This window comes from Polyangiaceae bacterium (assembly GCA_015075635.1).
Taxonomy (GTDB): Bacteria; Myxococcota_A; Polyangia; order Polyangiales; family Polyangiaceae; genus JADJKB01.
In genome coordinates this window covers 2,889,082-2,911,079 of the sequence record JABTUA010000001.1, presented here as the reverse complement: position 1 = coordinate 2,911,079, position 21,998 = coordinate 2,889,082, and the positions used below count along the sequence as shown (strand labels likewise).

Sequence of the window (21,998 nt, the reverse complement as noted above, 5' to 3'; positions counted from 1 at the left end):
CCAAACCATGGGCAAGCTCGGTTGGGTGGCGCTCGCGGCGGCAGGTCTCTTTGCGGGCACGGGGTGCGGCCAGAGTGACGATCGCCCTGGCAACCACCACTTCGTCAGTGGGGGAGGGGGTGGGGGTGGCGGAGGCGGTGGCGGGGGCGGCAGCGGCGGAGGCATGCCGTGTACGCCTGATCCGAAGCAGGGCTCGACCCTGAGCGGCGACGTGATCACGTATGACGTGTTCTTGAACGAGAAGCTACCCTTCGGCGGTCAGGCCGAGCTCCGGTCCGCAGGGGCCAACTGCCCGTGGGTGACGACGACGTGGGACGGAAGCGCCACCGGCGGCCCCGACGGTGGCCCGCCGCTGTTCATGCTTCAGAGCGTGAAGAAGGACGCCGATCTCTGGATGCTGCTGTCGCCGACGTCGAACGACCCCGTCTACCCGACGCTGCTCAGCGTCGACGCTACCAGTGACCAGACGATCCTCGACGGCTTCGGCATGCTGAGGTCGCAGGGGATCGACGAGGCCTACGCGGCGACGGGCACCGCTCGGGACCCCGAGAAGGGGACCATGGTCGTGCAGCTGCTCGCGCCGCTCTCCAACGCGCCTCAATCCGGTGGCAAGGTGGATGTCGGTGTGAACGGCGCCGCCGCCTTCCCAGGCCTCAGCGGCTGGCAACTCGGCGGCGAGACCGACCCCTCCGGCGTCGCCCTGATGCTGAACACCACGGCGGTCGCGTACCCCGGCCAGACGCTCAACGTGAACGTGGAGCTGGGCGGGCAGAAGCAGTCGTTCAAGTGCCCGTCGGCGAAGGGCGCCGTCACGATCTGCTGGATCGGCATCGGGGCGGCGTGAGCGTAGTGATGCCCTCGCGTCGCGCCCGCGTCGTGCTCTCAGTCTTGTCGCTGAGCTTCTCGGCTCGCGCCGCCGACGTCCCGGCCACCCCCGCCGACTACACCGCGAAGCTCTCCGGCCTCCAGCCGGGCGACACGCTGAAGCTCGGCCCCGGTGACTACACCAAGGGGATGAACCTCTTCAATTTGCACGGCGCGGCGGGCTCGCCCATCGTGATCGAGGGACCGGCGAGCGGAGCGCCGGCGCGCTTCCTGGGCGTCAGCGGCAAGAACACCATAGACATCCGCGACGCGAGCTTCATCACCATCAAGAACCTCTTGCTCGACGGCCAGGGCATCGACGGCGTGGACGCCATCAAGGCCGGCGGGCAGGCCACCAACTATGCCCACCACATCGGCATCGAGGGCTGCACCATCACCGGCCACGACGCCGGCGAGACCAACCAGCAGATCGTGGGCATCAGCACCAAGATCGTCGCGTGGGACTGGGTGATCCGCGGCAACGTGATCGACGGGGCGGGGACCGGCGCCTACCTCGGCAACTCGGACGGCACGCGCGCCTTCATCGGCGGCCTGATCGAGGGCAACCTGTTCAAGAAGACGCTGGGCTACAACATGCAGGTCAAGCACCAGCTGCACCGCCAGCAGGCCGACGTGCCCAGCGTGCCCACCGACAAGCGCGTGACGATCATTCGCCACAACGTCTTCATCAAGGCGAACCTGCCGAGCCCGGACGGCGCGAGACCGAACCTGCTCGCCGACGGATTTCCGGACAGCGGCCCCGGAGCCGACGATCACTACGAGATCTACGGCAATTTCTTCTTCCACAACGACGGCGACGCGCTCTTCCAGGGCAACGGTCGCATCCATTTCCACGACAACCTGCTGGTGGACTCGAAGCACCCGGCGGTGCGCCTGACCGCGCACCAGGGCAAGACCGTGATCGACGCCTTCGTCTATGACAACACCATCTACGACACGGCGAGCGGCATCTCGTTCGGCAGCGCTCCGAGCGGACAGAAGCTCGTGGCCGGCAATGCCATCTTCTCCGCCCAGCCGCTCTCCGGGGTGACTGGCGCCGTTGACAACGTCACGGCCGCGGTGACGGAAGCGGCGAACTACGTGGTCGCCCCCGGCAAGACCTTGGGGCAGATGGACTTCTACCCGAAGAGCGGCAGCGCGCTCAAAGGCTCTGCCATCGACCTCTCCAGTGTGAAGGCGGACACGGACTACGACCGCGATTTCAACGGGACGGTGCGCGACTTCACCTACCGAGGTGCGTACCAGGGCGAAGGCACGAATCCGGGCTGGTCGCCGGACGCGACGCTGAAGACCGGCGGCGGCAGCGGCGGCACTAGTGGGAGCGGTGGCAACGGCGGCGGCTCCGGCTCGGGCGGGGCGCCCGGCGGCGGCGCCAGCAGCGGCGGCGCCAGCAGCGGCGGCGCCAGCAGCGGCGGCGCCAGCAGCGGTGGCGCCAGCAGCGGCGGCGCCAGCAGCGGCGGGGCCAGCGCCGGCGACGCGAGCGACGATGATGGCGGCTGTGGCTGCCGCAGCGCGAGGCAAGACGCCGGGAGTGTGTCCGGGTGGGCGCTTTCCGCGTTGATTCTGGCCTGGGCCAGGCGCCGCCGCGCGCGGGTCACTTCAAGCTGAGCGTCTTGCCCAGCTTGTCACCGACGACCCGCGCGAGCGCGGTCCAGAGCTCGTCGCCGGTCTTGTAAGCGATCCACGCGCTCTGGTCGGGATCCCAGTCGAAGTGCCAGGCGTGGCGCTCGGCCGCCATCCAGATCTGCCGAGCGGCGCGGTGCGAGTTCACCACGTAGCGACCCCCCGCACCGAAGTCGAGGGTCAGGATGTCGTTCGACAGCTCCGCCTCGACGCCGTCCAGGTCCAACCGATCGAACGCTTCGACGAGCGCGCGCAGCTCAGGGACGGCGCGCGCTTCGTACTCTGCCTCCGAGATCTGCGTCACTGCGTGGGTGCCGGCGTCGCGCCGCCCATCGCCGGAATGCACGCGGGCGACACGCACTGGTTGCCCGGAGCACAGTCGTTGTTGGTCTGGCAGGGCCAAGCGCACTTGCCGACCGCGGTGTTGCAGCGGTGGGTCAGGCAAGTCGCGTCCGTCTGACACGGGAACGCCATCGCGCCCGGGGTCGACATCCCCCCCGCCGTCGGCTGAGCCGTCGGGTAGGCCCCCGGCTGCTGGCCGTAGCCCGGCTGCTGGCCGTAGCCCGGCTGCCCGTACCCGGGCTGCTGGCCGTAAGGCTGGCCGTATCCACCTTGGGCAGGCGGCTGTTCTTCTTCCTTCTTCTTGCAACCAACGATGACCAGCGCCGGAACGACGGTCGATACCACCAGACCAAGCAGGGCTTTCCGCATCGGGATCTCCTCGGGATTTAGTACTTGGACGACCGAGCCCGGTCAACTCATCAAAGTCGCGGCCCAGCACCGAAAAATCCTCCTTTCGGGGGAACGCCCTCACATTCGGTGCTACCTTCCTCCGTCGAGCGGATGGGGAACAGGGCGGGCCAGGGGGAGCCGGTGGGGGAGGCCGTCGAGCAGCGTCTGGCTGCCGAGCTGCGCTCGGCGCTGAAGCGGAAACCCGCGCAAGAAGCGCGGCTGGCGGGTGTCATCCGCGCGCTCTGCCCGTACTCGGCCGCGCTGAGGTCGGCGCTGTCGGACGCGCTGGAGACTCTGGCCCAGCGCGGATCCCATGGCCGGCCCCTGTACGCGGCGGCGGCGCGTTCGTTGACCGAGGCCGGGGAGCGCCGGGCGTGCGCGCCGATCAAGCGGGCCCTCGCCGCCGACGACGCGGGTGGGCTCGCGACGCTGTCGGCAGCGTGCTTCTGCGATGATCCCAGCTTGAGCGAGCCCTTGGCCCGGATCGCGACCAGCCGGCATCCGCACCTGGCCCTGGCCGCCGAGGTCGCGCGGCTGGCGCGGCGCGAGTCGGATGGCGCGCACGTGGCGTCGCTGGCGCCGAAGATCAAGGAGAGCCACCGCATCGAGCTGTGCTCTGATCTGTTCGTCCCGCTCTTGCGCCATCCCTCACTGCCCATCGGCGTGGCCCCCGCGTTGGCGGTGCTGCGTGACGCGGAGCGCCACCTGGGGCGCTGGTTGGTTTTGGGACAGATCGCCACCCGGGCGGGGGACCCCGAGCCGGCTCGGGAGGCGAGCCAGCGGGCGACGACCGGCCCAGAGAGCGCGCGCGCGGCCTGGGCGATGGTGGCTTGGGCCCTGTCCGAGGGAAGGAGCGCGCCGCCCGACGTGCGTCCGACGGTGGAGCTCGTGGCGCGCCTCTCGGACCGGCCGAGCTCCGATCGCGACACCACCTTTCTGTATCGGCTGGCCGAAGCGCGAGCGCCGGCGGCGCGAGGCATGCTGGAGAGCGTGGCCAAGAGCAGCTCGCTCTCGAACGAGTGCGCGGTGCGCGCCGCGCTCTATCTGGCGCGCGACCACTCGCGCGAAGACTTGCGCGAGGCGCTGGGCAACGTTGCCGCGAACCCGCGTCGCGACGCGCTGCGCGGCCTGGCTGCCGCGGCGCTCTGGGATCTGGGCGAACGCGAGCGGGCGCGCGAGCTCGCCCCGACGCTCGCCGGCAGTCGGCAGCTGCCGACGCTCGCCTGGAACGCCTTGCTCTCGGTCGCCGAGGCCGGCAAAGTCGAGTCCGTGTTGACGGAGTCGGCGTTTCGTCGCGTGCAGCTCGGATGGCTGGATTGAGGACCGCGCTCGCCGCGTTTTCGACTGCTCTGCTGGCCGCCCGCGCGCTGGCCGCTGCCCCCGAGGCCCGCAGCATCGCGCTCGGGGACGGGAGCGCCAGCGTCAACCTGCTCGTCGATCGCGACGATGACGACGACGACGGAGTGCCGGATTTCGAGGCCGCGACGCCGCGCTCGGCGGCGCTCGGCGACGTGGTCTGGGTGGTGACCAAGCCGCGCAAGCTCGAGGCCGCGGAGGGCGACAGCCTGCGCTTGATCGTGAACGGCAAGCCCATCGCGCCGTCGGCGGCGCTGGGTTTGCGTCTGAGCCGCTTCGGGCTGCAGGGCGTCCGGGCTGGCGCGACGCGCCTCGGCCTGACCGGGCTCGACATCGACGCGAACGTGCTCGATCTGCTGGCGCTCGACGGCACGGGCAACTCCGTGGACTTCGCCCGCTCCCACGCCTCGCTCAGCCGCTCGCTTCCGGTGGATCAGACCGATCTCGAGGCGCTCTCGTTCGTGGTCGCCGGTCCGCCGGCGGCGCTGCCGCGCTGGCTCAGCGTGGCGAGCTTCCGCCCCGATCTGTCGCCGCTCGACACGCTGGGCGAGCTGGCCCTCGACCCGCGACCGTGTCCGCCCGGGCTCGCCGCGGGCCTGGTCTGCCGCGGCACGCCCCCGATCAAGAGCGCCGGAGACATCGTCGATCGCAGCCACCCCGAGGCCGTCTTGCACTCGCTCCTCGCCGAGGTGGGCGGCCGGCTGGTGATCGGCGTCGAGCAGGCCATGGCGGCGCTCAAGGTGGGTGGCCCGCGCGCCTCCGCGCTCGGCGCGCTGCCGCGCTTCCGGGGCAAGCTCCGGGTCAGGCTGGTGCGCGCGAGCCCCGGCGGCGCGCCGCCCATCGGAGGCGACGACGCCGGCGCCATCGCCGTGGCCAAGCGCGAGCTCGACACCGCGAACGCGCTCTGGGGTCAGTGCGGCATCGTGTTCGGTCCGGACAGCGAGCTCGACGTGGCGCTGGTCGATCCGCCGGGGCCGCACCTGTTGGCGATTGGCTGCGATCTGGGCACACCGGCCAGCGGCGGCGAGATCGCGCTCGGCGTCGACGACCGCGAGGTGCGGGTCGCGACGAGGCCGGGGCAGTCTCCGACTCAGGTCGCGAGCCTCTTGGCCGTCGCGCTCCGTCGCGCCGGCTTCCGCGCCGTGGTCAGCCCCAACGCGCTGATTTCTCCGGGCGCTCTGCGCAGCGTGGACGTGCTGGTGCGGCGAGCGAACGGTCAGCCCGCCCGCGTGGCCCCGCTGGGCGCCCTGGCCTCGAGCGACCCCACGCTCGGGGTCTGCGTGGGCAGCGTCGAGCTCGCCGACGGCCTGAGCCACTTCAGCGATTTCGACGCGGCCGCGGGGACGCTGGAAGAGCGCACGCTGCTCAAGGCGTTCGACGACGCCGATCCGTCCACGATCGAGGTGCTGATCGTGCCGGCGTTCGGCCGCGCGGGGCGCATCGGGGAGTCCTTCATCTTCAGCGAGGGCGCGAGCCTGCGCAACGCGGTGATCGTGGACCGCGCCGGCATCCGCGCCGGGGCGCGCTCGTTCGCGCTTGCCCACGAGCTCGGCCACATCTTGCTCGACCTGCCCGGACATCCCGACGACTACGGCGTCGATAGGCCATCCTTGCTCATGGACGCGGACGCCACCGATCCGTCCGTGTTCGGCCCGCGCCGGCTGACGCTCTCGGACTGCGAGCGCGCGATCCGTCAGAGCGGCCCCAAGGCCCCGATGCCGCTGCTCTCCGCCTGGCCGCTCAGCGGGTCGCGGCGCACGCCGCCAAAGACGCCGCGCTGATTCACTGCGGGACGATCTGGTTCAGCTCCGTGCCGGCGGCGTAGGCGTAGGAGACGTAGGCGTCGAAGCCGTCCACGAGCACGCCGACCGGCTCGTCGGCGTCGACTCGGTGGACGCCGTCGTCCTGCACGCCGGGGCTGACGTTGTCGGTCTGCTTCTCCGGGTCGATGACCGGGAAGCTGAGCTGGCAGCGGTAGACTACGAAGGGCGGAGTGGGGCTGCCACGCTCGGCCGCCGTGAGGCCGTCCCCCGGCACCGGCACGCAGGCGGCGATGTCTTGCACCGGCGTGCCGTCGAGCACGATCGCGGCGCTGGGCGGCGCGATGATGCGGATGAAGTCGAAGTTGTACTTGTCCGGCGTCAAGAATACGTACGAGGTGCGGAACTGCTGCACCGGCGGGATGATGATGCTGCTGGGGTCGCCGCCGGGCAGGCCTCGCGGAACGCCACCGTCGTCCTGGCTCGCCGAGACGCTCTGGAGCATCACCGGGGCGTCGCTCTCCAGCAAGAACTCTCGGGTCGACGCGATGTCGGCGTAGGAGCCGCGGCCGGCGAGGGACAAGCTCGCCGCTTCCCCGCCCAGCGTGGTCGTGATCTTCGCACCGCTCTCGGTGACGGCGATGACCCGGAAGTACTCCGGCTGGGACACGACGCCGATGCTCGCGCCGGCCGCGGCCACCATCTCGGAGCGGTTGGCCGAGATGGTGGCGACGAAGCGCGTGCCGGCGGTGCGGATCGGATCGAGCTGCTCCTCCAGGTGATCGGCGCAGCAGCGTCGCTCCGACAGCTTCGAGAAGAACGGCGCGTCGCTGGCCTCGCTGCCGCTGAACACGACCACCGGTTGGTTGGCCCACACCACCGAACCGGTGAAGTCCGCGTTGAAGTCGTCGGTCTCCAGGTTCAAGACGTCGAACGGGCCAAGAGACAGCTCCACCACGCCGCCCTTGGGCGTGGTCTTCACCGGTCCGCCGCCGATGATGCCGGCGCGGGTCTCGACCTTGACCACGGTGTTCGGCCGGGTGCCCACGATGGTCAAGAACGCGCGGAGATCGACCGGGTTCGCCGGGTTGAAGTTGGTGTTCGGATCGTCCGTGCTGGCGATGGTCTGCGGCCAGCCCAGGACCACGTACGAGCGTGCCAGCTGTCCCGGGGCCACCACCAGGGCCTCCACCGGCTTCAGGAGCGAGGCGTCGTTGGAGAACACGGCGGCGTTGTAGAGCGGGTTGAACTGATAGGCGACGACCGGGAAATTCGAGCTGACCCGATAGGCGTGACGCGTGAGGGCCGTGTGCGTCCCGGTGTCGAACTCGCCGGGAGGCGAGCCGTCCACCTCGCGCGGGCCGAGCTGGAAGACCCGCAGGCTGAGCGGCGGGATGGTCGCCTTGGCGACGCCGAGCGGAGAATTCGGCTGTCCCGGCGCGCTGTCGTCGCGCTCGATGACCACCTCCGCGTAGACGTCCGGCTGCGGGTTGCTGACGACCACGGAGTACTGCTGCGCGGCGGCGTTCAGCCCCGCCCCGACGTTGGCGTTGTCGAGATCCACGGCCCAGTACTCGCAGCCGACGTTGCTGCGCTGCTGCTTGGCCTTGGAGCAGAGCTGAGTGCACTGGCCGGCGCGGCAGGCGATGCCCTGGGTCGTGTCGCAGGTGTCGCCTTCGGTCTCGTGGTCACCGCTCGCGTCGCAGAGCTTGGTCGTCTGGCCGTCGCAGCGCCGCGAGCTCGGCACGCAGGTCTTGCAGACCCAGGCGTCCGGGACGCAGACCAGGCCCTGGCCGGCGCAGTCCTCGAGCTTCGCCCAGACCAAGCCGGAAGAGCTCTTCTCGCAGCGCTCGACGGCGTCGGTGCAGCGCATCGCGCCCAGGTTGCACAGCGGCGGCGGGGGGCTCTCGTCCGAGATCAGCCAGCGGTCGGCGCGGTCGAAGCCGCAGCTCGCGATCACGAACGAGCCGAAGGCCAGCCCAGACAGGTGACGCAAGCTCGACAGCAGGCGCGGCCGCGCCGGTCTCTCCGTGGGTCCTGGTCTCAGCGGCGGATCGTGAGCTGCTCGAGCGGAGTCGGCGGACGCCGAGTCACAGGTGCGCATGGAAGATGTCCGAGGCGTAGGCGTTCCAGCCGCGCGTGTCGAGCTGGCGGTAGCGCAGGCTGCCGTAGTCGAAGGGCGTGATGTGCGCGCGGTTCACGCTGAAGGTGATCGGACCCGGCAAGAGCGCGAGCTCGCTGCCCAGCGCGGCCAGGTTCGGCAACTTGGTCGAGCTCACCCCCGCCGGCGCCGCGATGACCCAGGTCACGAGGCCGCCGCCGCTCTGGGCGTAGACCACGGTCAGCTCCACGCTCGCGCCGCCTGGGCTCGCGCTCCAGCCGAGATCGGTCCCGGTCCAGCTGCCGTTCTGGCCCGGGGTGGTGAGCGCGGGGATCTCCACGAAAGGATCGAGGCTCACCACCTCTGCGGTGCTGGTGGTGGCGGAGAGCCCCACCACCGAGCGCGGCGAGGTGCCGCCGACGCCGGTCACCGCTCGACCGGTGTAGACGTATTGGCTGCTGGCGAGGCCCTTGATCAGCGGCGGCACGCCCACGAAGGACAAGGGGCCCGTGATCGGCAAGAGCTTCTCCTGCACGCCCACCGGCAAGAGCGCGTAGCCGAGCTCGTTCACCCGGATGGAGACGCTGACCTTCGCTCGGTCCGGACCCTTCAGCGTGGGCTTGGGGCCGGTCATGCTGATCTTGAAGGCGTGATCGAGCGGGATGTCCATGTTGATGAACACGTTGCTCGTCACCTTGCCCGGCGCGGTCGAGATGCCTTTCGCCAGGCCCATGGCGTAGGCCTTGAAGTAAGGCGGCGACGCCGCGCGGTTCTCGATGCCCGCCAGGGCGTAGATGCCGAGGTTGCCGGTCTGGGCGCTGATCACGTACTCGTAGCCGATGGTTCCGCCCGCACTCGGCGTCACCGCGTCGGAGGCGTTCGGCAGGCTGAAGCCGTAGCTCGGATCGCTCTGGAGCTGGAACACGTAGGCGACGGCCTTCTCGTCGGGGCCCTTGGGCTCCGGGATGTTGGTCCAGGCGGCGCGCGTCTCGAACTCCTTCGAGCTCTTCCAGACCAGCTGCCCGGTGATCGCGGCGCCGAGCGCCGGAGTGCCGCCCACCGGCGGCGGGTCACCTTCCTCCGCGCAGCTGGGTGACAGCACCGGGTCGAGGTAGACGGTCACCGTGTCGACCGGGACGTCCACGAAGGTGATGGGCTGGTAGCACTTCTTGGCCACCGTGACCGTCCGTTTGGGCCCGAGCGCAGCGTCTTGGAACACGGTGACGCCGGCCCCGTCGGTCTTCTGCACCAGCGCCTTGTCGAGGTCGTCGCCCGCGATGGCGGTCGCGCCGGGCAGCACCGTGCCCGTCCAGCCGTCGAGGGCCAGCACCTTGAGCTGGCCTTTCAGCGGGCCGCCGCTCAGGCCACCCTTGTAGCCGTTGTCGCTGTCGCCGTAGGTGAAGGCATCCAGCACGTCCACGCTCACGCCGTCTTCGGTGGTGACCCGGATCGGCTTCGTGCCCGGCGTGCTCTGCGGCGTCTTGCACTGGAGCTCCGTGCCGCTCGTGACCACGACGTCCGTGCACGGCAAGAAGTCCACCAGCACCTCGACCTTGTCGCTCCACTTGGTGCCTTGCCCGTAGAGCTTCACCAGCGTTCCGCCGGAGGTGGGGCCGCTCTTCGGGTCGGCGTAGAACGAGTCGTATTCGTAACCGCCCAGGAGCGTGCGGCGCGTCGAGGTGTCGTCGCCGTTCTGCGCCGTGACGTCCACGGGGCCGGCGCTGCCGGGGGGCACCGCGACCTGGATGCGCTCCGCGTCCACGGGGACCAGATCCGAGCTCGGGATCTCCACCGTGCCGAACCAGACCCGGGCCTTGCTGTCGAAGCCGTTGCCGCGCACCATCACGGTCTGCCCGCCGTTCCAGGGCCCGTGCGGCGGATCGACGCCGAGCACGGCGTGCGGGTCAGCCGGGGGCAGCTCGCTCTTCACGTCGGAGCTGCCGTCGAACAGGATGGGGCCGGGCGGACCTCCGTCGTCGTCCGTCGGCTTCTGGAAGGTGCCCTCCGGTCGCGCCACGCAGCTGCCGGCGAGGCCGAAGGCCAGCCCGGAGACGGCGAGCCAGAGCCCGAGACGACGAAAGGTCGGCGCTCCCACGATTCACGAAAAGTAGGGTAGGCCCCTGACCTCCGCAAGGACCGGCTTCGCAGCGGCCGCGTCGCCGCGCAATCCCGCCAGGATCTTCGAGCTCATCTCCTTGCGCGAGCCGTGCTCCTCCGTCGGGCCCACGCAGGCCGGACAGCCGGCGTCGCAGTCGCAGGAGTCGATCAAGTCGCGCGCGCGCTCGAGCAGCTCGTCGGCGCGCTCGTAGATGCGCGGGGCCAGGCCGACGCCGCCCGGCAGCGCGTCGAACAGGAACACCGTGGGATCGAAGCCGCCGGTTCGACCGGAGAACGGATCGCGCCCAGGCGCGCGGTCCTCTTCCGGCGAGCCGCCGTCGCCCAGCGTCTGGCCGATGTCGCGGGGATCGCACATCAAGGCCAGCGTGCTCACCAGCTCGAGCGCGCGCCCCACGCCGCGCAGGCCGTCCACGATGGCGGCGCGCGGTGCCCCGAGCCGCACGACCAGCGCCTCCGGCAGGGTGAGCCAGAAGCTCGTGGTGTGCAGCTGCATCTCCGGCAAGAAGACGTCGCCGTAGCCGGCGTTCTCGTGGGTGAAGAACTTGATCTTCTTGTAGCCGGTGACCTTCTCCTCGACCTTCACGTCGCCGAGGCCGATGCGCGCGGCGCCGAAGGGTCTGGACGTGCTCTCTTCGATCACGACCACGGTGCGGTAGGTGAGGGCGGTCGTGAAATAGTCGGGCGCGACCTTGCGCACGAAGGCCTTGTGGTTGTCGTAGTCGAGGCGCTCGACCTGAAACTGCTCGGCGTCGTGCTGGTAGATGGCCTGCTCGTGCAGCATGGTGTGCGCGGCCCGCCAGTCGAGCTCGGCGATGCTCTTGTCCGTGGCCACGTCGATGATCACGAAGTTGTCCCAGCCGATGTTGCGCAAGGAGACGTTGTTGGCCGGGAAGGCCTCGCCGGACCAGTGGAACGCCCCCGCGGACTCGTGCACCAGGCCGTGGCTCTGCAGGTACTCGAGCGCCGAGCGAGTGTCCTCGCTGTCGAGGGTCAGGTAGCGCTCGCCCGTGGCGGGCTCGGGCTTCGCGGGGCGCGCTCCGGCGGAGCTGATGCGGAACGGCGCCTCGAACGTCGCGCACTTCAGGTGCTGGATCAGCACCTCGGTGTTGCCCGGGTCGATGCGCGCTTCTTCGGCGCCGGAGCCCAGGAGGTAGTCCGGATCTCGGGCCAGGTACTGGTCGAGCGCGTCGCTCGAGCAGACCAGGAGCGCGATGCTGGTGGTGCCGCGGCGCCCCGCGCGGCCGAAGCGCTGCCAGGTGGCGGCGACGGAGCCCGGGTAGCCGACGCACACCACCGCGTCGAGATCGCCGATGTCGATGCCGAGCTCGAGCGCGTTGGTGGCGACCACGCACAGGATCTCCCCGTTGCGCAGCCCCGCCTCGACGGCGCGGCGCGTCTCCGGCAGGTAGCCGCCGCGATAGGCCATGATGGCGTTGGGTCCCGCGACGTCGCCGACCTCTGCGCGCAGGTACTTCAGCATCACCTCGACGCTGTTGCGCGACGGCCCGAACACGATGCTGGGGACGCGCGCCCGCACCAGGTCCGCCGTCAGGCTCACCGCCCGCTTGAGGGAGCTCGCCCGGATCCCCAGCTCCTCGTTGACGATGGGCGGGTTGTACATGAAGAAATGCCGGCTTGCGCGCGGCGCCCCGGAGCGATCGACCATCACCACGTCGTCCGGGCTCACGCCGATCAGGCGCGCGGCGTGCTCGGCCGGGTTGCCGATGGTCGCCGTCGCCATCACGAAGGTGGGCTCGGAGCCGTGGAAGCGCGCGACGCGCCGGAGGCGCGCGATCACGTGGGCCATGTGCGAGCCGAACACGCCGCGGTAGGTGTGGAGCTCGTCCAGCACCACGTAGCGGAGCCCCTGGAGGAAGCCGGCCCAGCGCGCGTGGTTCGGCAGGATGCCGGCGTGCAGCATGTCCGGGTTGGTCAAGAGCACGCGGCAGCGCTCGCGGGCGACCCGGCGCGCGTCGCCGGGCGTGTCACCGTCGTACACGGTGGCGGGCATGCTGAGGCCGGCCTCGCCGATCAGCTCGCGCAGGTTGTGCTCCTGATCGCGCGACAGCGCCTTGGTGGGGTAGACGAACAACGCGCTGGCGGTCGGGTCCTGGGCCAGCGCCTCGATCACCGGCAGGTGGAAGCACAGGCTCTTGCCGCTCGCGGTCGGTGTGGCGACGACGACGTGACGGCCGGCGCGGGCCGCCGCGATGGCCTCGGCCTGGTGCGAGTAGAGCTCGGAGACGCCGCGGGCGCCGAGCGCGTGCCGGAGCCCCGGCGGCAGATCGGCGGGAATGGGCGCGCCGGTCCCGCTGCTCTCGCCGATGAGCCGCTCGGCAGCGAGACAGCGACGCACGGTGCCGGAGGCCAGCCAGCCGGCGACGACTGCATCGACGCCGCGGGCTTCGGACCAGGGTGCTTGGGGCATGCGGATAACTAAACAGATGTGCGGTAGTGCGACAAGGCCCTCGGGACAACTGGCCCTGGCCGCCGAGCTGTCGTAACTAAGCGCCGGAAATGAGTGACGTGACGGACCCGCCCCGCGCCGAGGACAGCGCCGAGCCCACGGCGACTCCGAGCGCTGAAGCGGAGCCAGAGCCCCCGGCGACTCCAAGCTCTGACGCGGAGCCGAGCGCCGCCGCGCAGGGCCCCGCCGAGCCGGCCGCCGAGTCCGCCGAGCCGAGCGCTGCCGCGCCGAGCGCCCTGGCGCCCGCCCCGAAGGCGCCGACCCAGGAGGAGCTCGAAGCGCTCCAGCGCCGGCCTTCGTTCGTGTTCTTCGGCGTGCTCGCCGCCGTCGCGCTGGTCTCCGACATCGGATCGAAGGCATGGGCCGAGGTCGCGCTCAGCAAGCGCACCGCGTTCGAGCCGAGCATCACGCTGATCAAGGATCACCTGGCCTTCACCCTGGCCTACAACCGCGGCGGGGCTTGGGGGCTCCTGCACGACGCCAACGAGAGCATCCGGCGGCCGTTCTTCCTCTTGGTGAGCGTGCTCGCCATCGCCTTCATCGTCTCGCTCTACAGTCGCCTGGCGCCGACCCAGCGCGCGCTGAAGTGGGGCTTGCCGCTCGTGCTCGGCGGCGCGCTCGGTAACCTCTCCGATCGCATCACGCGCTCGAGCGTCGTCGACTTCATCGACTACCACGCGCTGTGGATCGAGAAGATGAACGCCTTCATCGCCAAATACGCGAAGGGCTGGACGGTCACCGATCACTGGCCGACCTTCAACGTCGCCGACATCTTCATCTGCGTCGGCGTCGGGCTGATGGCCGTGGACATGGTGACCTCGCGGCGCAAGCCAGCGGCGTCGTCGAACGCGCCGCCTGGCGCACCGCCGCCGGCCCCGCCCGAAGAGCCCAAGGTCGCCGCGCCGCCGGCCCCGGAGGCCCCGGCCGCCGCGCCGCCGGGCAGCTGAAGACGCGCGAGCCCGGCAATGCAAGGCCGCCTCTTCACGCTCTTCGAGATCCCGTTCCCGAGCTACTTCGTCCTGCTCCTGACCGGGTTCCTGTTCGCGACCATCGCCGGCGCGCTGTGGGCGAAGCGGGTGGGGCAGGACCCGGACGTGGTCGTGGACCTGGGCCTGGCGATGCTGCTCGCGGGCGTGGTCGGCGCGCGCCTCCTGCACGTGCTCGCCGACGGCTACTTCATGGACTACGTGCACCTGTGCACGGATCCCTCGAAGGTGGACTGGCGCATCACCCGCGACGAGTGCCTGAGCCCGCGCTACGGCGGCGTCTGGGACGCGGCCAAGCAGGTCTGCCACCCCACCGAGGTGGACTGCTTCGCCTGGGCGAAATTCTGGGCCGGCGGCTTGACCTACTACGGCGGGTTCATCGGCGCGTCCGTCGCCGGCTGGTACCTGCTGAAGCGCGATCGATTTCCGTTCTGGAAGGCCGCGGACATGGCGGGGATGGTGATCCCCATCGGCCTGGGCTTCGGACGCATGGGCTGCTTGCTCGCGGGCTGTTGCTTCGGCTCGCCGCTGAAGAGCAAGTGGGCGATGGTGTTCCCGTCACACAGCCCGGCCAGCGAATCGCAGTTCAAGGCGGGCCTGCTGAGCTCGCCTTTCGAGCCGTCGCTCCCGGTTCACCCCACGCAGATGTACGAGTCCGCCGCCTCGTTCGCCATCGCGGGCGCGCTGATCCTGGGACTGCACGGCCGCAAGCGCTACGACGGTCAGGTGTTCCTGGCGTTCGTGGCCCTGTACGCCCTCGCCCGCTTCGTGATCGAGTTCTTCCGCAGCGACGACCGCGGCGGGCTCTTCGGCCTGAGCACCTCGCAGCTCATCGGCCTCGGTCTGGTCGCGGCGGCGCTGGCGGGCCACCGCGCGCTGCTGCGGCGAAAGCTCGCCTGACCCGCGGGGTTGGCCCGGCGGGCCGGGGCGCCGTACCATCTGGGGCATGACCCGATTCGTCGCCCTCGCGGCGCTGCTCTGCCTCGGCAGCTCGGCCTGCTCGCCGAAGGACGATCGGCCGGCGAATGCCCACATCACCTGCGACTCCGGCAAGTGCATCGACCCCGGGCCCGGGGGAGGCGGCGGCGCCGAAGGCGGCGTGGAGGCCGGCGCCGAAGCCAGCGGGGACGCCCCGACGGGGGTTTCGGTCAGCGGCTCCGTGGTGCTCCTGACCGGCGACGACTTCCTGACCGCCGTGCCCTACGCCGAGCAAGCGTCGGTGCGGATGGAAGGCGCCGCTGGCTTGCCCGTCGAGGGTGCCTACAACGGCGCGACCTTCTCCCTCGACGGCGTCGCCGAAGGCCAGGGGATCTGGGCCACGGTCACGCCCAAGGCCGCCGCAGTGCTGCCGACCTTGCAGCCCGCCGACACGACGGCGTCGCCCCTCGAGCTCGCCCTCGTCCCCGCCTCCACCATCGACACCATCTACTCGTTCCTGTCGGTGCCGGTGCAGCGCGAAGCCGGCGCGGCCCACGTCGTCTTGCGCTTCCTGAACGCCAAGACCGGCGTCCCGGTGACGGGCGTCACGGTCTCGCACAAGGGCGAGGCCGTGGCCTACGACACCGGGGGCTCCTGGAGCGACACGGCACCCGGCACCGGCGTCGGCGGCTACGCGGTGGTCGTCAACGTGACCAGCGCCAAGGCGCCCAACAAGCAGAGCTTCCAGTTCAACGCGCCGAGCGCGTCCGCCGGAGTCTACCTCCTGGTTCAGCCCGACAGCGTCACGCTCGCCGACGTGCTCGTGGATTGAAGGCCCCGGCGCGCTCTGCTAAGCGCGGCGCGTGGCCAAGCTCATCGACGGCAAGCTGATTGCCAAGGCGGTTCGGGACGAAGTCGCGTCGGGCGTGAAGGACTTCGTGGCGCGGCACGGCCGGCGGCCCGGGCTGCACGTGGTGCTCGCAGGTGACGACGCCGCCAGCGCCGTCTACGTGCGGAACAAGGAGAAGGCCGCGGAGGAGGTCGGCATGGCCGGGGCCGTGCACCGGCTGCCGGCGAGCGTCAGCCAGGCGGAGCTCCTCGAGCTGGTCCAGCGCCTGAACGCCGACCCGACGGTGGACGGCATCCTGGTGCAGCTGCCCTTGCCCAAGGGCGTGTCCTCCGAGCCGGTGCTCGACGCCGTCGATCCGGCCAAGGACGTGGACGGGTTTCACCCCGTCAACGTCGGCGCGCTCTGGACCGGCAAACCCGGGCTCGTGCCCTGCACGCCACGGGGCTGCATGCGCCTGCTCCACGAAGCCGGCGCCGCGCTCGTGGGGGCTCGCGCGGTGGTGATCGGCCGCAGCAACATCGTGGGCAAGCCCATGGCGGCGTTGCTCCTCGCCGAGCACGCCACGGTGACGCTCGCCCACTCGCGGACCCGGGACCTGCCCGGCGTGTGCCTGCAGGCGGACGTGATCGTGGCCGCGGTGGGCCGCGCCAAGATGGTGAAGAGCGAGTGGGTGAAGCCGGGTGCCATCGTGATCGACGTGGGCATGAACCGCGACGAGCACGGCAAGCTGTGCGGCGACGTGGACTTCGCCGGCGTCGAGCCGGTCGCGGGTGCGATCACGCCGGTGCCCGGCGGGGTCGGGCCGATGACCATCGCGATGCTCCTGGACAACACGCTCAGGGCCGCCCGCGCGCGGCTCTGAGCGGGAGCTCAAGGCTCGTTCAGTCGGTCGATTCCGAGCACCAGCGCGAGCCCGAGCTGGATCTCGCGAACGCGCGCGGCGCTCAGTTTGCCCAGAGGCTTGCCGATCCGCGCGCGGTCCACGGTTCGAAGCTGGGTGACGTTCACGACGCTCGCGCGTGGCAGACCGGCCTCCCCCTTGCGTAGCCTGACGTTCCCCGGCATCTCTCCCAAACGAAGGTTCGAGGTGATCGCAGCAACGACGGAGGTGTTGATCGCGCTCGCGTTGAAGCGGTCGTCCTGGATGACGACGGCAGGTCGTCGCCCCGCCGGCTCGGAACCTTCACCCGCGAAGCGAAACCAGACGACCTCCCCCTGTCGCATCACCAGCGCTCCTCGGCGAAGCTCGTGGCCACCTCGTCGAGGAGCTCCGTTTCCTCGCGCTGGGCGCGAAGCACTTCGTCGCTGGCGAAGAGCGCGTTCAAGCGCCGGGTGATCTCGGCGTCGCGACGCGCACGCGCGGCAGCCTTCAATATGCGAGTGATGTACCTGCTCCGGGACTCGCCGCTGGCTCGCGCTGCACGGTCGAGCTGATCGAGCACTTCCTGCGGCACGGTGATCGCCGTCTTGACCAGGGCCATGGTATTCGCCAAAGTATTCCATTCTCGAAATACCAGGGCAAGGGCGCTTCGGGACGTTCGTCGTCGCCGCGTCGTGGCGGAAGTGCCTGCTACGGCCGCGGATACCTCGCCGGATCGACGCCATTTTTCCGGCAAATTTCGTCGAGAACCTGGTCCGCCTGCGTGAGCGTCTCCGCCTCCGAGCCCGAGTTGTCGATCACGTGGTCGGCGAGCTTCGCCTTGTCGGCGAGGGGCAGCTGCGCCGCGATGCGCGCCTCGGTGTGCTCCCGCGTGCTGCCGTCGCGGCGCATGCTGCGCTCGATCTGCGTCGCCACGTCCACCACCACCACCACCAGCGGGCGCAGCACCTCGGCCAGGCCGGTCTCGACGAGCAGCGGGACCTCGTAGCAGGCGAGAGGCTCGCCCCGGGCGTCGAGCTCCTGCACGCGCTCCATCGCCAAGTCGCGCACGCGCGGATGCGTGATGGCGTTCAGGTCGCGGCGCGCGTCCGGGTCGTGGAACACCACCTCGGCGAGGCGCTTGCGGTCGAGCTCGCCGTGCGCGTCGAGCACCGCGTCGCCGAAGCGCGCGCGGATCTCCGCGAGGCCCGGCGTGCCCCGAGCGACCACCTCGCGGGCCAGCGCGTCCGCGTCGATCACCGGCAGGCCGCGGGCGCGGAAGCGCGCGGCGACGGTGCTCTTGCCGGAGCCGATGCCGCCGGTGAGGCCGAACACGACGATGCCCATGGCGGCTGAGCATGCCGTTTTTCGCCGGGATTTGCTCGGGCCCGGCGCACCCTGTACAACCGTTCCGTGGATCTGTTGCGCCGCCTCTCGCTGCTCGGCCCCGGCCGGCCCGCCGCGGCCGCCGTGCCGGCGGAGAAGCAGGCGACCCTCGACGAGCTGCGCGCGCGCATGGCCGACATCCTCGGGCGCCCGCCGCCCGAGCCGGTGTTGCCCGATCCCGAGGCCACGCTGTTGCCGTTCGTGCGCCGCGAGACTGAGCACGGCCCGCTCTGCGCGCGCCAGGAGCGGCTCGGGCGCTCGCACCGCGTCGGTCGCATGTGCGTGGACGAAGCGGCTCGTGCCGACCCGCGCATCCTCGCCTTGTTGGCGCTCGATCCGCGCCTGGCCGAGGTCGACCTCCGCCGCGCGCTCTACGTGGACACCGAGACCACCGGGCTGGGGGGAGGCGCCGGCGTGCTCGCGTTCCTGGTGGGCCTCGCCTGGTTCGACGCCGACGGCGTGCTGGTGATGGAGCAGCTCTTGCTGCAACGCCCCGGTGAAGAGGACGCCTTGCTCGAGGTCTTGCGCGAGCGCGTCGAGGCGGCGAGCGTGCTCGTCAGCTACAACGGCAAAGCCTTCGATCTGCCGCTGTTGCGCGGGCGCTACGTGATGAACCGGCGCCCGCCGCTGCCGGAGCGCCCGCACCTCGACCTGCTGCACGTGGCGCGTAGGCTGCACAAGAGACGCCTCGGCGCTTGCCGCCTGATCGCCCTGGAGGCGGACGTCCTGGGCTACGTGCGCGTGGGGGACATCGAGGGCGGCGAGGTGGCGGCCCGTTACGCGCACTACCTCCGGAGCGGCGACGAGGGCGCGCTCTCGGCGGTCGTCGATCACAACGCCCTGGACGTCGTCAGCATGGCGGCGCTGGTCGGCCTCTACGGCGAGCCGTTCGAGGCGCTGCACGACGAGGACTTGATCGGCCTGGCAGAGGTGCTGCACCGCGCGAAGGATCTGGAGCGGGCCCAGCGCGCCGCCGAAGCCGCCGTGGCTCGCGCGCTGGATCCCGAGGCGCTGCGCGTCCGCGCCCAGATCGCCAAGGCGCGGGGCGATCGCGCGGCGGCGCTCCTCGACTTCGAGGCGTTGGCTCGGGACGTGGACGATCCGGCGGTGCGGCTCGAGCTGGCGAAGCTCTACGAGCACCACGTGAAGGCGCCCGACAAGGCCCTCGAGCTCCTCGAACGCGGGACCGGCGAGCGCGCCGAGGACGCCGAGCGACGCCGCGTTCGGCTCGAGCGGAAAGCCCGGAAACAGGCCAAAGCGGGCGGCTGAACAGCCAAATCCAAACCTGCTATATCCCTGCGCCATGGCTTACGACCACGGCGCCGTCGAATCGCGCTGGCAGAAGTACTGGGAAGAGCACGACACCTTCCGGGTCAGCCGCCGCCCCGGGCGGCCGAAGATCTACGTGCTCGACATGTTCCCGTATCCATCCGGCGCTGGCCTCCACGTGGGCCACCCGGAGGGCTACACCGCCACGGACATCGTCGCGCGCTTCAAGCGCATGAACGGCTTCGACGTGCTGCACCCGATGGGCTGGGACGCCTTCGGGCTGCCGGCGGAGCAGCACGCGATCAACACCGGCACCCACCCCGCGGCGACCACCCGAGACAACATCGAGATCTTCCGGCGCCAGCTCAAATCCCTGGGTTTTTTCTACGATTGGTCGCGAGAGGTGAACACCACCGATCCCGGCTACTTCAAGTGGACGCAGTGGATCTTCCTCAAGCTCTTCGAGCGGGGCCTGGCTTTTCAGGCCGAAATCCCGGTCAACTGGTGCCCCGCGCTGGGCACCGTGCTGGCCAACGAAGAGGTCATCGACGGTAAGAGCGAGCGCGGAGGTTTCCCGGTCGTGCGCGAGCCGCTCCGGCAGTGGCAGCTGCGCATCACCGCCTACGCCGACCGGCTCGCCGAGGAGCTCGAGCCGCTGGACTGGCCCGAGACCAAGCAGAAGCAGCGGGAGTGGATCGGCAAGAGCGAAGGCGCCGAGGTGGATTTCCCGCTGGTCGGGCAGGCGGACAAGCTGACCGTGTACACCACGCGGCCCGACACGCTGTTCGGTGCGACGTACATGGTGATCGCGCCGGACCACCCGCTGACCCTCGCGATCACGACGCCAGAGCACCGCGCCGAGGTCGAGGTCTACGTGGCGGCGGCGGCGCGCAAGAGCGACATGGAGCGCACGGCGCTCAACAAGGACAAGACCGGAGTCGCCACCGGCGCCTTCGCGGTGAACCCGCTGAACGGCAAAGAAATCCCCATTTTCACCGCGGATTACGTGCTGGGGGCCTACGGCACGGGCGCCATCATGGCGGTGCCCGGACACGACGAGCGCGACTTCGAGTTCGCGCAGAGGTTCTCCCTGCCCGTGGTCGAGGTGGTGAGCCCCGACGGCGCGCTGCACGAGAAGCTCGACGCCGCCTGGACCGAAGACGGCGTGGCCGTGCGCTCCGGGCAGTTCGACGGTCTGCGCACGCCCGAGATGAAGGCGAAGATCACCGAGTTCTTGCAGGCCGAGGGCATCGGCCGCAGGAAGGTGAACTACAAGCTGCGCGACTGGGTTTTCTCGCGGCAGCGCTACTGGGGCGAGCCCATCCCCATCTACTTCCCAGTGAAGACCCAGGGCGATCCGCGCCGGGGCGACGCCTACGAGATCGACTACGGCCAGCCCAGAGCCGTGAGCGAAGCCGAGCTCCCGCTGCTCCTGCCCGAGCTCGACGACTACAAGCCGGGCGACCCTGCGGGCCCGCTGGCGAAGGCGCTGGACTGGCGCTTCTTCCAGAAAGACGGCCAGTGGTACGCCCGCGAGACCAACACCATGCCGCAGTGGGCCGGCTCGTGCTGGTACTACCTGCGCTTCCTGGATCCGCAGAACGACCGCGAAATCTTCAGCCAGAAGGCCTACGACGACTGGATGCCGGTGGACCTGTACATGGGCGGCAGCGAGCACGCCGTGCTGCACCTGCTCTACGCGCGCTTCTGGCACAAAGTGCTGTTCGACATCGGCGTGGTGAAGCACCCCGAGCCCTTCAGTAAGTTGGTCCACCAAGGGATGATCCTGGGCGAGCCGCAGATGACGGCCTATCGCGACGCGAGCGGCGCCTTCGTCTCGGCGGAGCTGGCCAAGAGCCTGAACGACGACCAGGTCGTGCACCGCGAGACGGGCGCCCCGCTCGAGGTTGCCAAGCTGGACGAGAGCGCGGTCGAGAAGCGCGCGGGTCAGTTCGTGCTCAAGGCCGAGCCGGCGGTGAAGGTGCAGTCCATCGCCTTCAAGATGAGCAAGAGTCGGGGCAACGTCGTGAACCCCGACGACGTCGTGAGAGAGGCGGGCGCCGACAGCCTGCGGGTGTACGAGATGTTCATGGGCCCCCTCGAGCAGGTGAAGCCCTGGCAGACCGCCGGCATCCAAGGCGTGCGGCGTTTCCTGGACCGGGTGCACACGCTCGCGACCCGGGAGCTGTCCGCCGAGCCGATGGAGCTCGAGACCGCCAAGCTGGTGCACCGGACGGTGAAGAAGGTCGGGGAGGACATCGAGGCGCTGCGCTTCAACACCGCCATCAGCGCGATGATGATCCTCGCCAATCACCTCAATGGGCTACAGAAAACCCCTCGAGAAGCTTTGGAAAAATTGAGTCTGTGCCTGTCGCCGTTCGCGCCCCACCTGGCGGAGGAGCTGTGGGAGATGCTGGGCCATGCGCCGCCGATCCTGGATGCGCCGTGGCCGAGCTTCGACCCGGAGCTGTGCGTGGACGAGCAGCTCGAGCTCGCCGTGCAGGTGAACGGAAAAGTCAGGGGTCGCGCGCTCTTGGCGAAGGACGCAGCGGAGGACGTGGCGCGCGCCGCGGCCCTCGAAGACGAGAACGTGCGGCGCCATGTGGAGGGCAAGCAGATCCGCAAGGTGGTGTACGTGCCGGGGAGGGTGCTGAACCTCATCGTGAGCTGAACGGGTGCCGCTGAACG

17 protein-coding genes and 1 pseudogene are annotated in these 21,998 nt (G+C 70.3%); 10 read left to right on the top strand and 8 right to left on the bottom strand.

The annotated features are described in order from the left end of the window. The first annotated feature begins 7 nt into the window (after window positions 1–7). Together HS104_13155 and HS104_13150 are read left to right on the top strand one after the other, a co-directional pair. A complete protein-coding gene (locus HS104_13155; protein ID MBE7480914.1) occupies window positions 8–844 on the top strand; it encodes a hypothetical protein in 837 nt (278 codons plus the stop codon). A 1,334-nt stretch (window positions 845–2,178) separates the two neighbouring features. Continuing rightward, window positions 2,179–2,367 (top strand): annotated as a pseudogene (locus HS104_13150) (hypothetical protein). A gap of 112 nt (window positions 2,368–2,479) precedes the next feature. Here the strand turns inward: HS104_13150 and cyaY are convergent. Both cyaY and HS104_13140 read right to left on the bottom strand, forming a co-directional pair. After that, window positions 2,480–2,812 (bottom strand): iron donor protein CyaY, encoded by a 333-nt coding sequence (cyaY, locus tag HS104_13145; protein MBE7480913.1) that lies wholly within the window; start codon window positions 2,810–2,812, stop codon window positions 2,480–2,482. After that, complete coding sequence (locus HS104_13140; protein ID MBE7480912.1) at window positions 2,809–3,219, bottom strand: hypothetical protein; 411 nt, start codon at window positions 3,217–3,219, stop codon at window positions 2,809–2,811. Before HS104_13140 ends, cyaY begins: the two co-directional genes overlap by 4 nt. A gap of 132 nt (window positions 3,220–3,351) precedes the next feature. On the opposite strand from HS104_13140, the gene HS104_13135 reads away from it, so the two are divergent. Continuing rightward, complete coding sequence (locus HS104_13135) at window positions 3,352–4,560, top strand: hypothetical protein (protein ID MBE7480911.1); 1,209 nt, start codon at window positions 3,352–3,354, stop codon at window positions 4,558–4,560. After that, on the top strand, window positions 4,557–6,377 hold the full coding sequence (locus HS104_13130; GenBank protein MBE7480910.1) for a hypothetical protein: 1,821 nt from the start codon (window positions 4,557–4,559) through the stop codon (window positions 6,375–6,377). The genes HS104_13135 and HS104_13130 overlap by 4 nt, the downstream gene beginning before the upstream one ends. Window position 6,378: 1 nt before the next feature. On the opposite strand, the gene HS104_13125 is transcribed toward HS104_13130, so the two are convergent. From HS104_13125 to HS104_13115, 3 genes are all read right to left on the bottom strand, one after another. Then, on the bottom strand, window positions 6,379–8,352 hold the full coding sequence (locus HS104_13125; protein MBE7480909.1) for an IgGFc-binding protein: 1,974 nt from the start codon (window positions 8,350–8,352) through the stop codon (window positions 6,379–6,381). A gap of 94 nt (window positions 8,353–8,446) precedes the next feature. Further along, window positions 8,447–10,552, bottom strand: coding sequence for an IPT/TIG domain-containing protein (locus tag HS104_13120; protein MBE7480908.1), 2,106 nt, complete (start codon window positions 10,550–10,552; stop codon window positions 8,447–8,449). Window positions 10,553–10,555: 3 nt separating this feature from the next. After that, complete coding sequence (locus HS104_13115) at window positions 10,556–13,003, bottom strand: DEAD/DEAH box helicase (GenBank protein MBE7480907.1); 2,448 nt, start codon at window positions 13,001–13,003, stop codon at window positions 10,556–10,558. Between the two features lie 89 nt (window positions 13,004–13,092). Here HS104_13115 and lspA point away from each other — a divergent pair, with 89 nt between their 5' ends. Genes lspA through folD form a run of 4 tightly spaced genes read left to right on the top strand, consistent with a single transcriptional unit; the run spans window position 13,093 to window position 16,658 of the window. Then, window positions 13,093–13,989, top strand: coding sequence for a signal peptidase II (lspA, locus tag HS104_13110; GenBank protein MBE7480906.1), 897 nt, complete (start codon window positions 13,093–13,095; stop codon window positions 13,987–13,989). An 18-nt stretch (window positions 13,990–14,007) separates the two neighbouring features. Continuing rightward, window positions 14,008–14,928 (top strand): prolipoprotein diacylglyceryl transferase, encoded by a 921-nt coding sequence (locus HS104_13105; GenBank protein MBE7480905.1) that lies wholly within the window; start codon window positions 14,008–14,010, stop codon window positions 14,926–14,928. Window positions 14,929–14,974: 46 nt separating this feature from the next. Next, a complete protein-coding gene (locus tag HS104_13100; protein MBE7480904.1) occupies window positions 14,975–15,778 on the top strand; it encodes a hypothetical protein in 804 nt (267 codons plus the stop codon). A 31-nt stretch (window positions 15,779–15,809) separates the two neighbouring features. Continuing rightward, window positions 15,810–16,658: a bifunctional methylenetetrahydrofolate dehydrogenase/methenyltetrahydrofolate cyclohydrolase FolD gene (folD, locus tag HS104_13095; GenBank protein ID MBE7480903.1), complete on the top strand. Its 849-nt coding sequence runs from the start codon at window positions 15,810–15,812 to the stop codon at window positions 16,656–16,658. An 8-nt stretch (window positions 16,659–16,666) separates the two neighbouring features. Here the strand turns inward: folD and HS104_13090 are convergent, their stop codons facing one another. The 3 genes from HS104_13090 to HS104_13080 form a co-directional block, all read right to left on the bottom strand. Further along, window positions 16,667–17,020: a type II toxin-antitoxin system PemK/MazF family toxin gene (locus tag HS104_13090; protein MBE7480902.1), complete on the bottom strand. Its 354-nt coding sequence runs from the start codon at window positions 17,018–17,020 to the stop codon at window positions 16,667–16,669. Then, window positions 17,020–17,277 carry a hypothetical protein gene (locus HS104_13085; GenBank protein MBE7480901.1) on the bottom strand — a complete coding sequence of 86 codons (258 nt, stop codon included), beginning with the start codon at window positions 17,275–17,277 and terminating at the stop codon, window positions 17,020–17,022. Before HS104_13085 ends, HS104_13090 begins: the two co-directional genes overlap by 1 nt. An 89-nt stretch (window positions 17,278–17,366) precedes the next feature. Next, window positions 17,367–18,002 carry a dephospho-CoA kinase gene (locus HS104_13080; GenBank protein MBE7480900.1) on the bottom strand — a complete coding sequence of 212 codons (636 nt, stop codon included), beginning with the start codon at window positions 18,000–18,002 and terminating at the stop codon, window positions 17,367–17,369. A 66-nt stretch (window positions 18,003–18,068) separates the two neighbouring features. On the opposite strand from HS104_13080, the gene HS104_13075 reads away from it, so the two are divergent. Next, window positions 18,069–19,310 carry a ribonuclease H-like domain-containing protein gene (locus HS104_13075; GenBank protein ID MBE7480899.1) on the top strand — a complete coding sequence of 414 codons (1,242 nt, stop codon included), beginning with the start codon at window positions 18,069–18,071 and terminating at the stop codon, window positions 19,308–19,310. Window positions 19,311–19,344: 34 nt separating this feature from the next. Next, window positions 19,345–21,981, top strand: a complete 2,637-nt coding sequence (locus tag HS104_13070) for a leucine--tRNA ligase (GenBank protein MBE7480898.1) — start codon at window positions 19,345–19,347, stop codon at window positions 21,979–21,981. The last annotated feature ends 17 nt before the right edge of the window (window positions 21,982–21,998 follow it).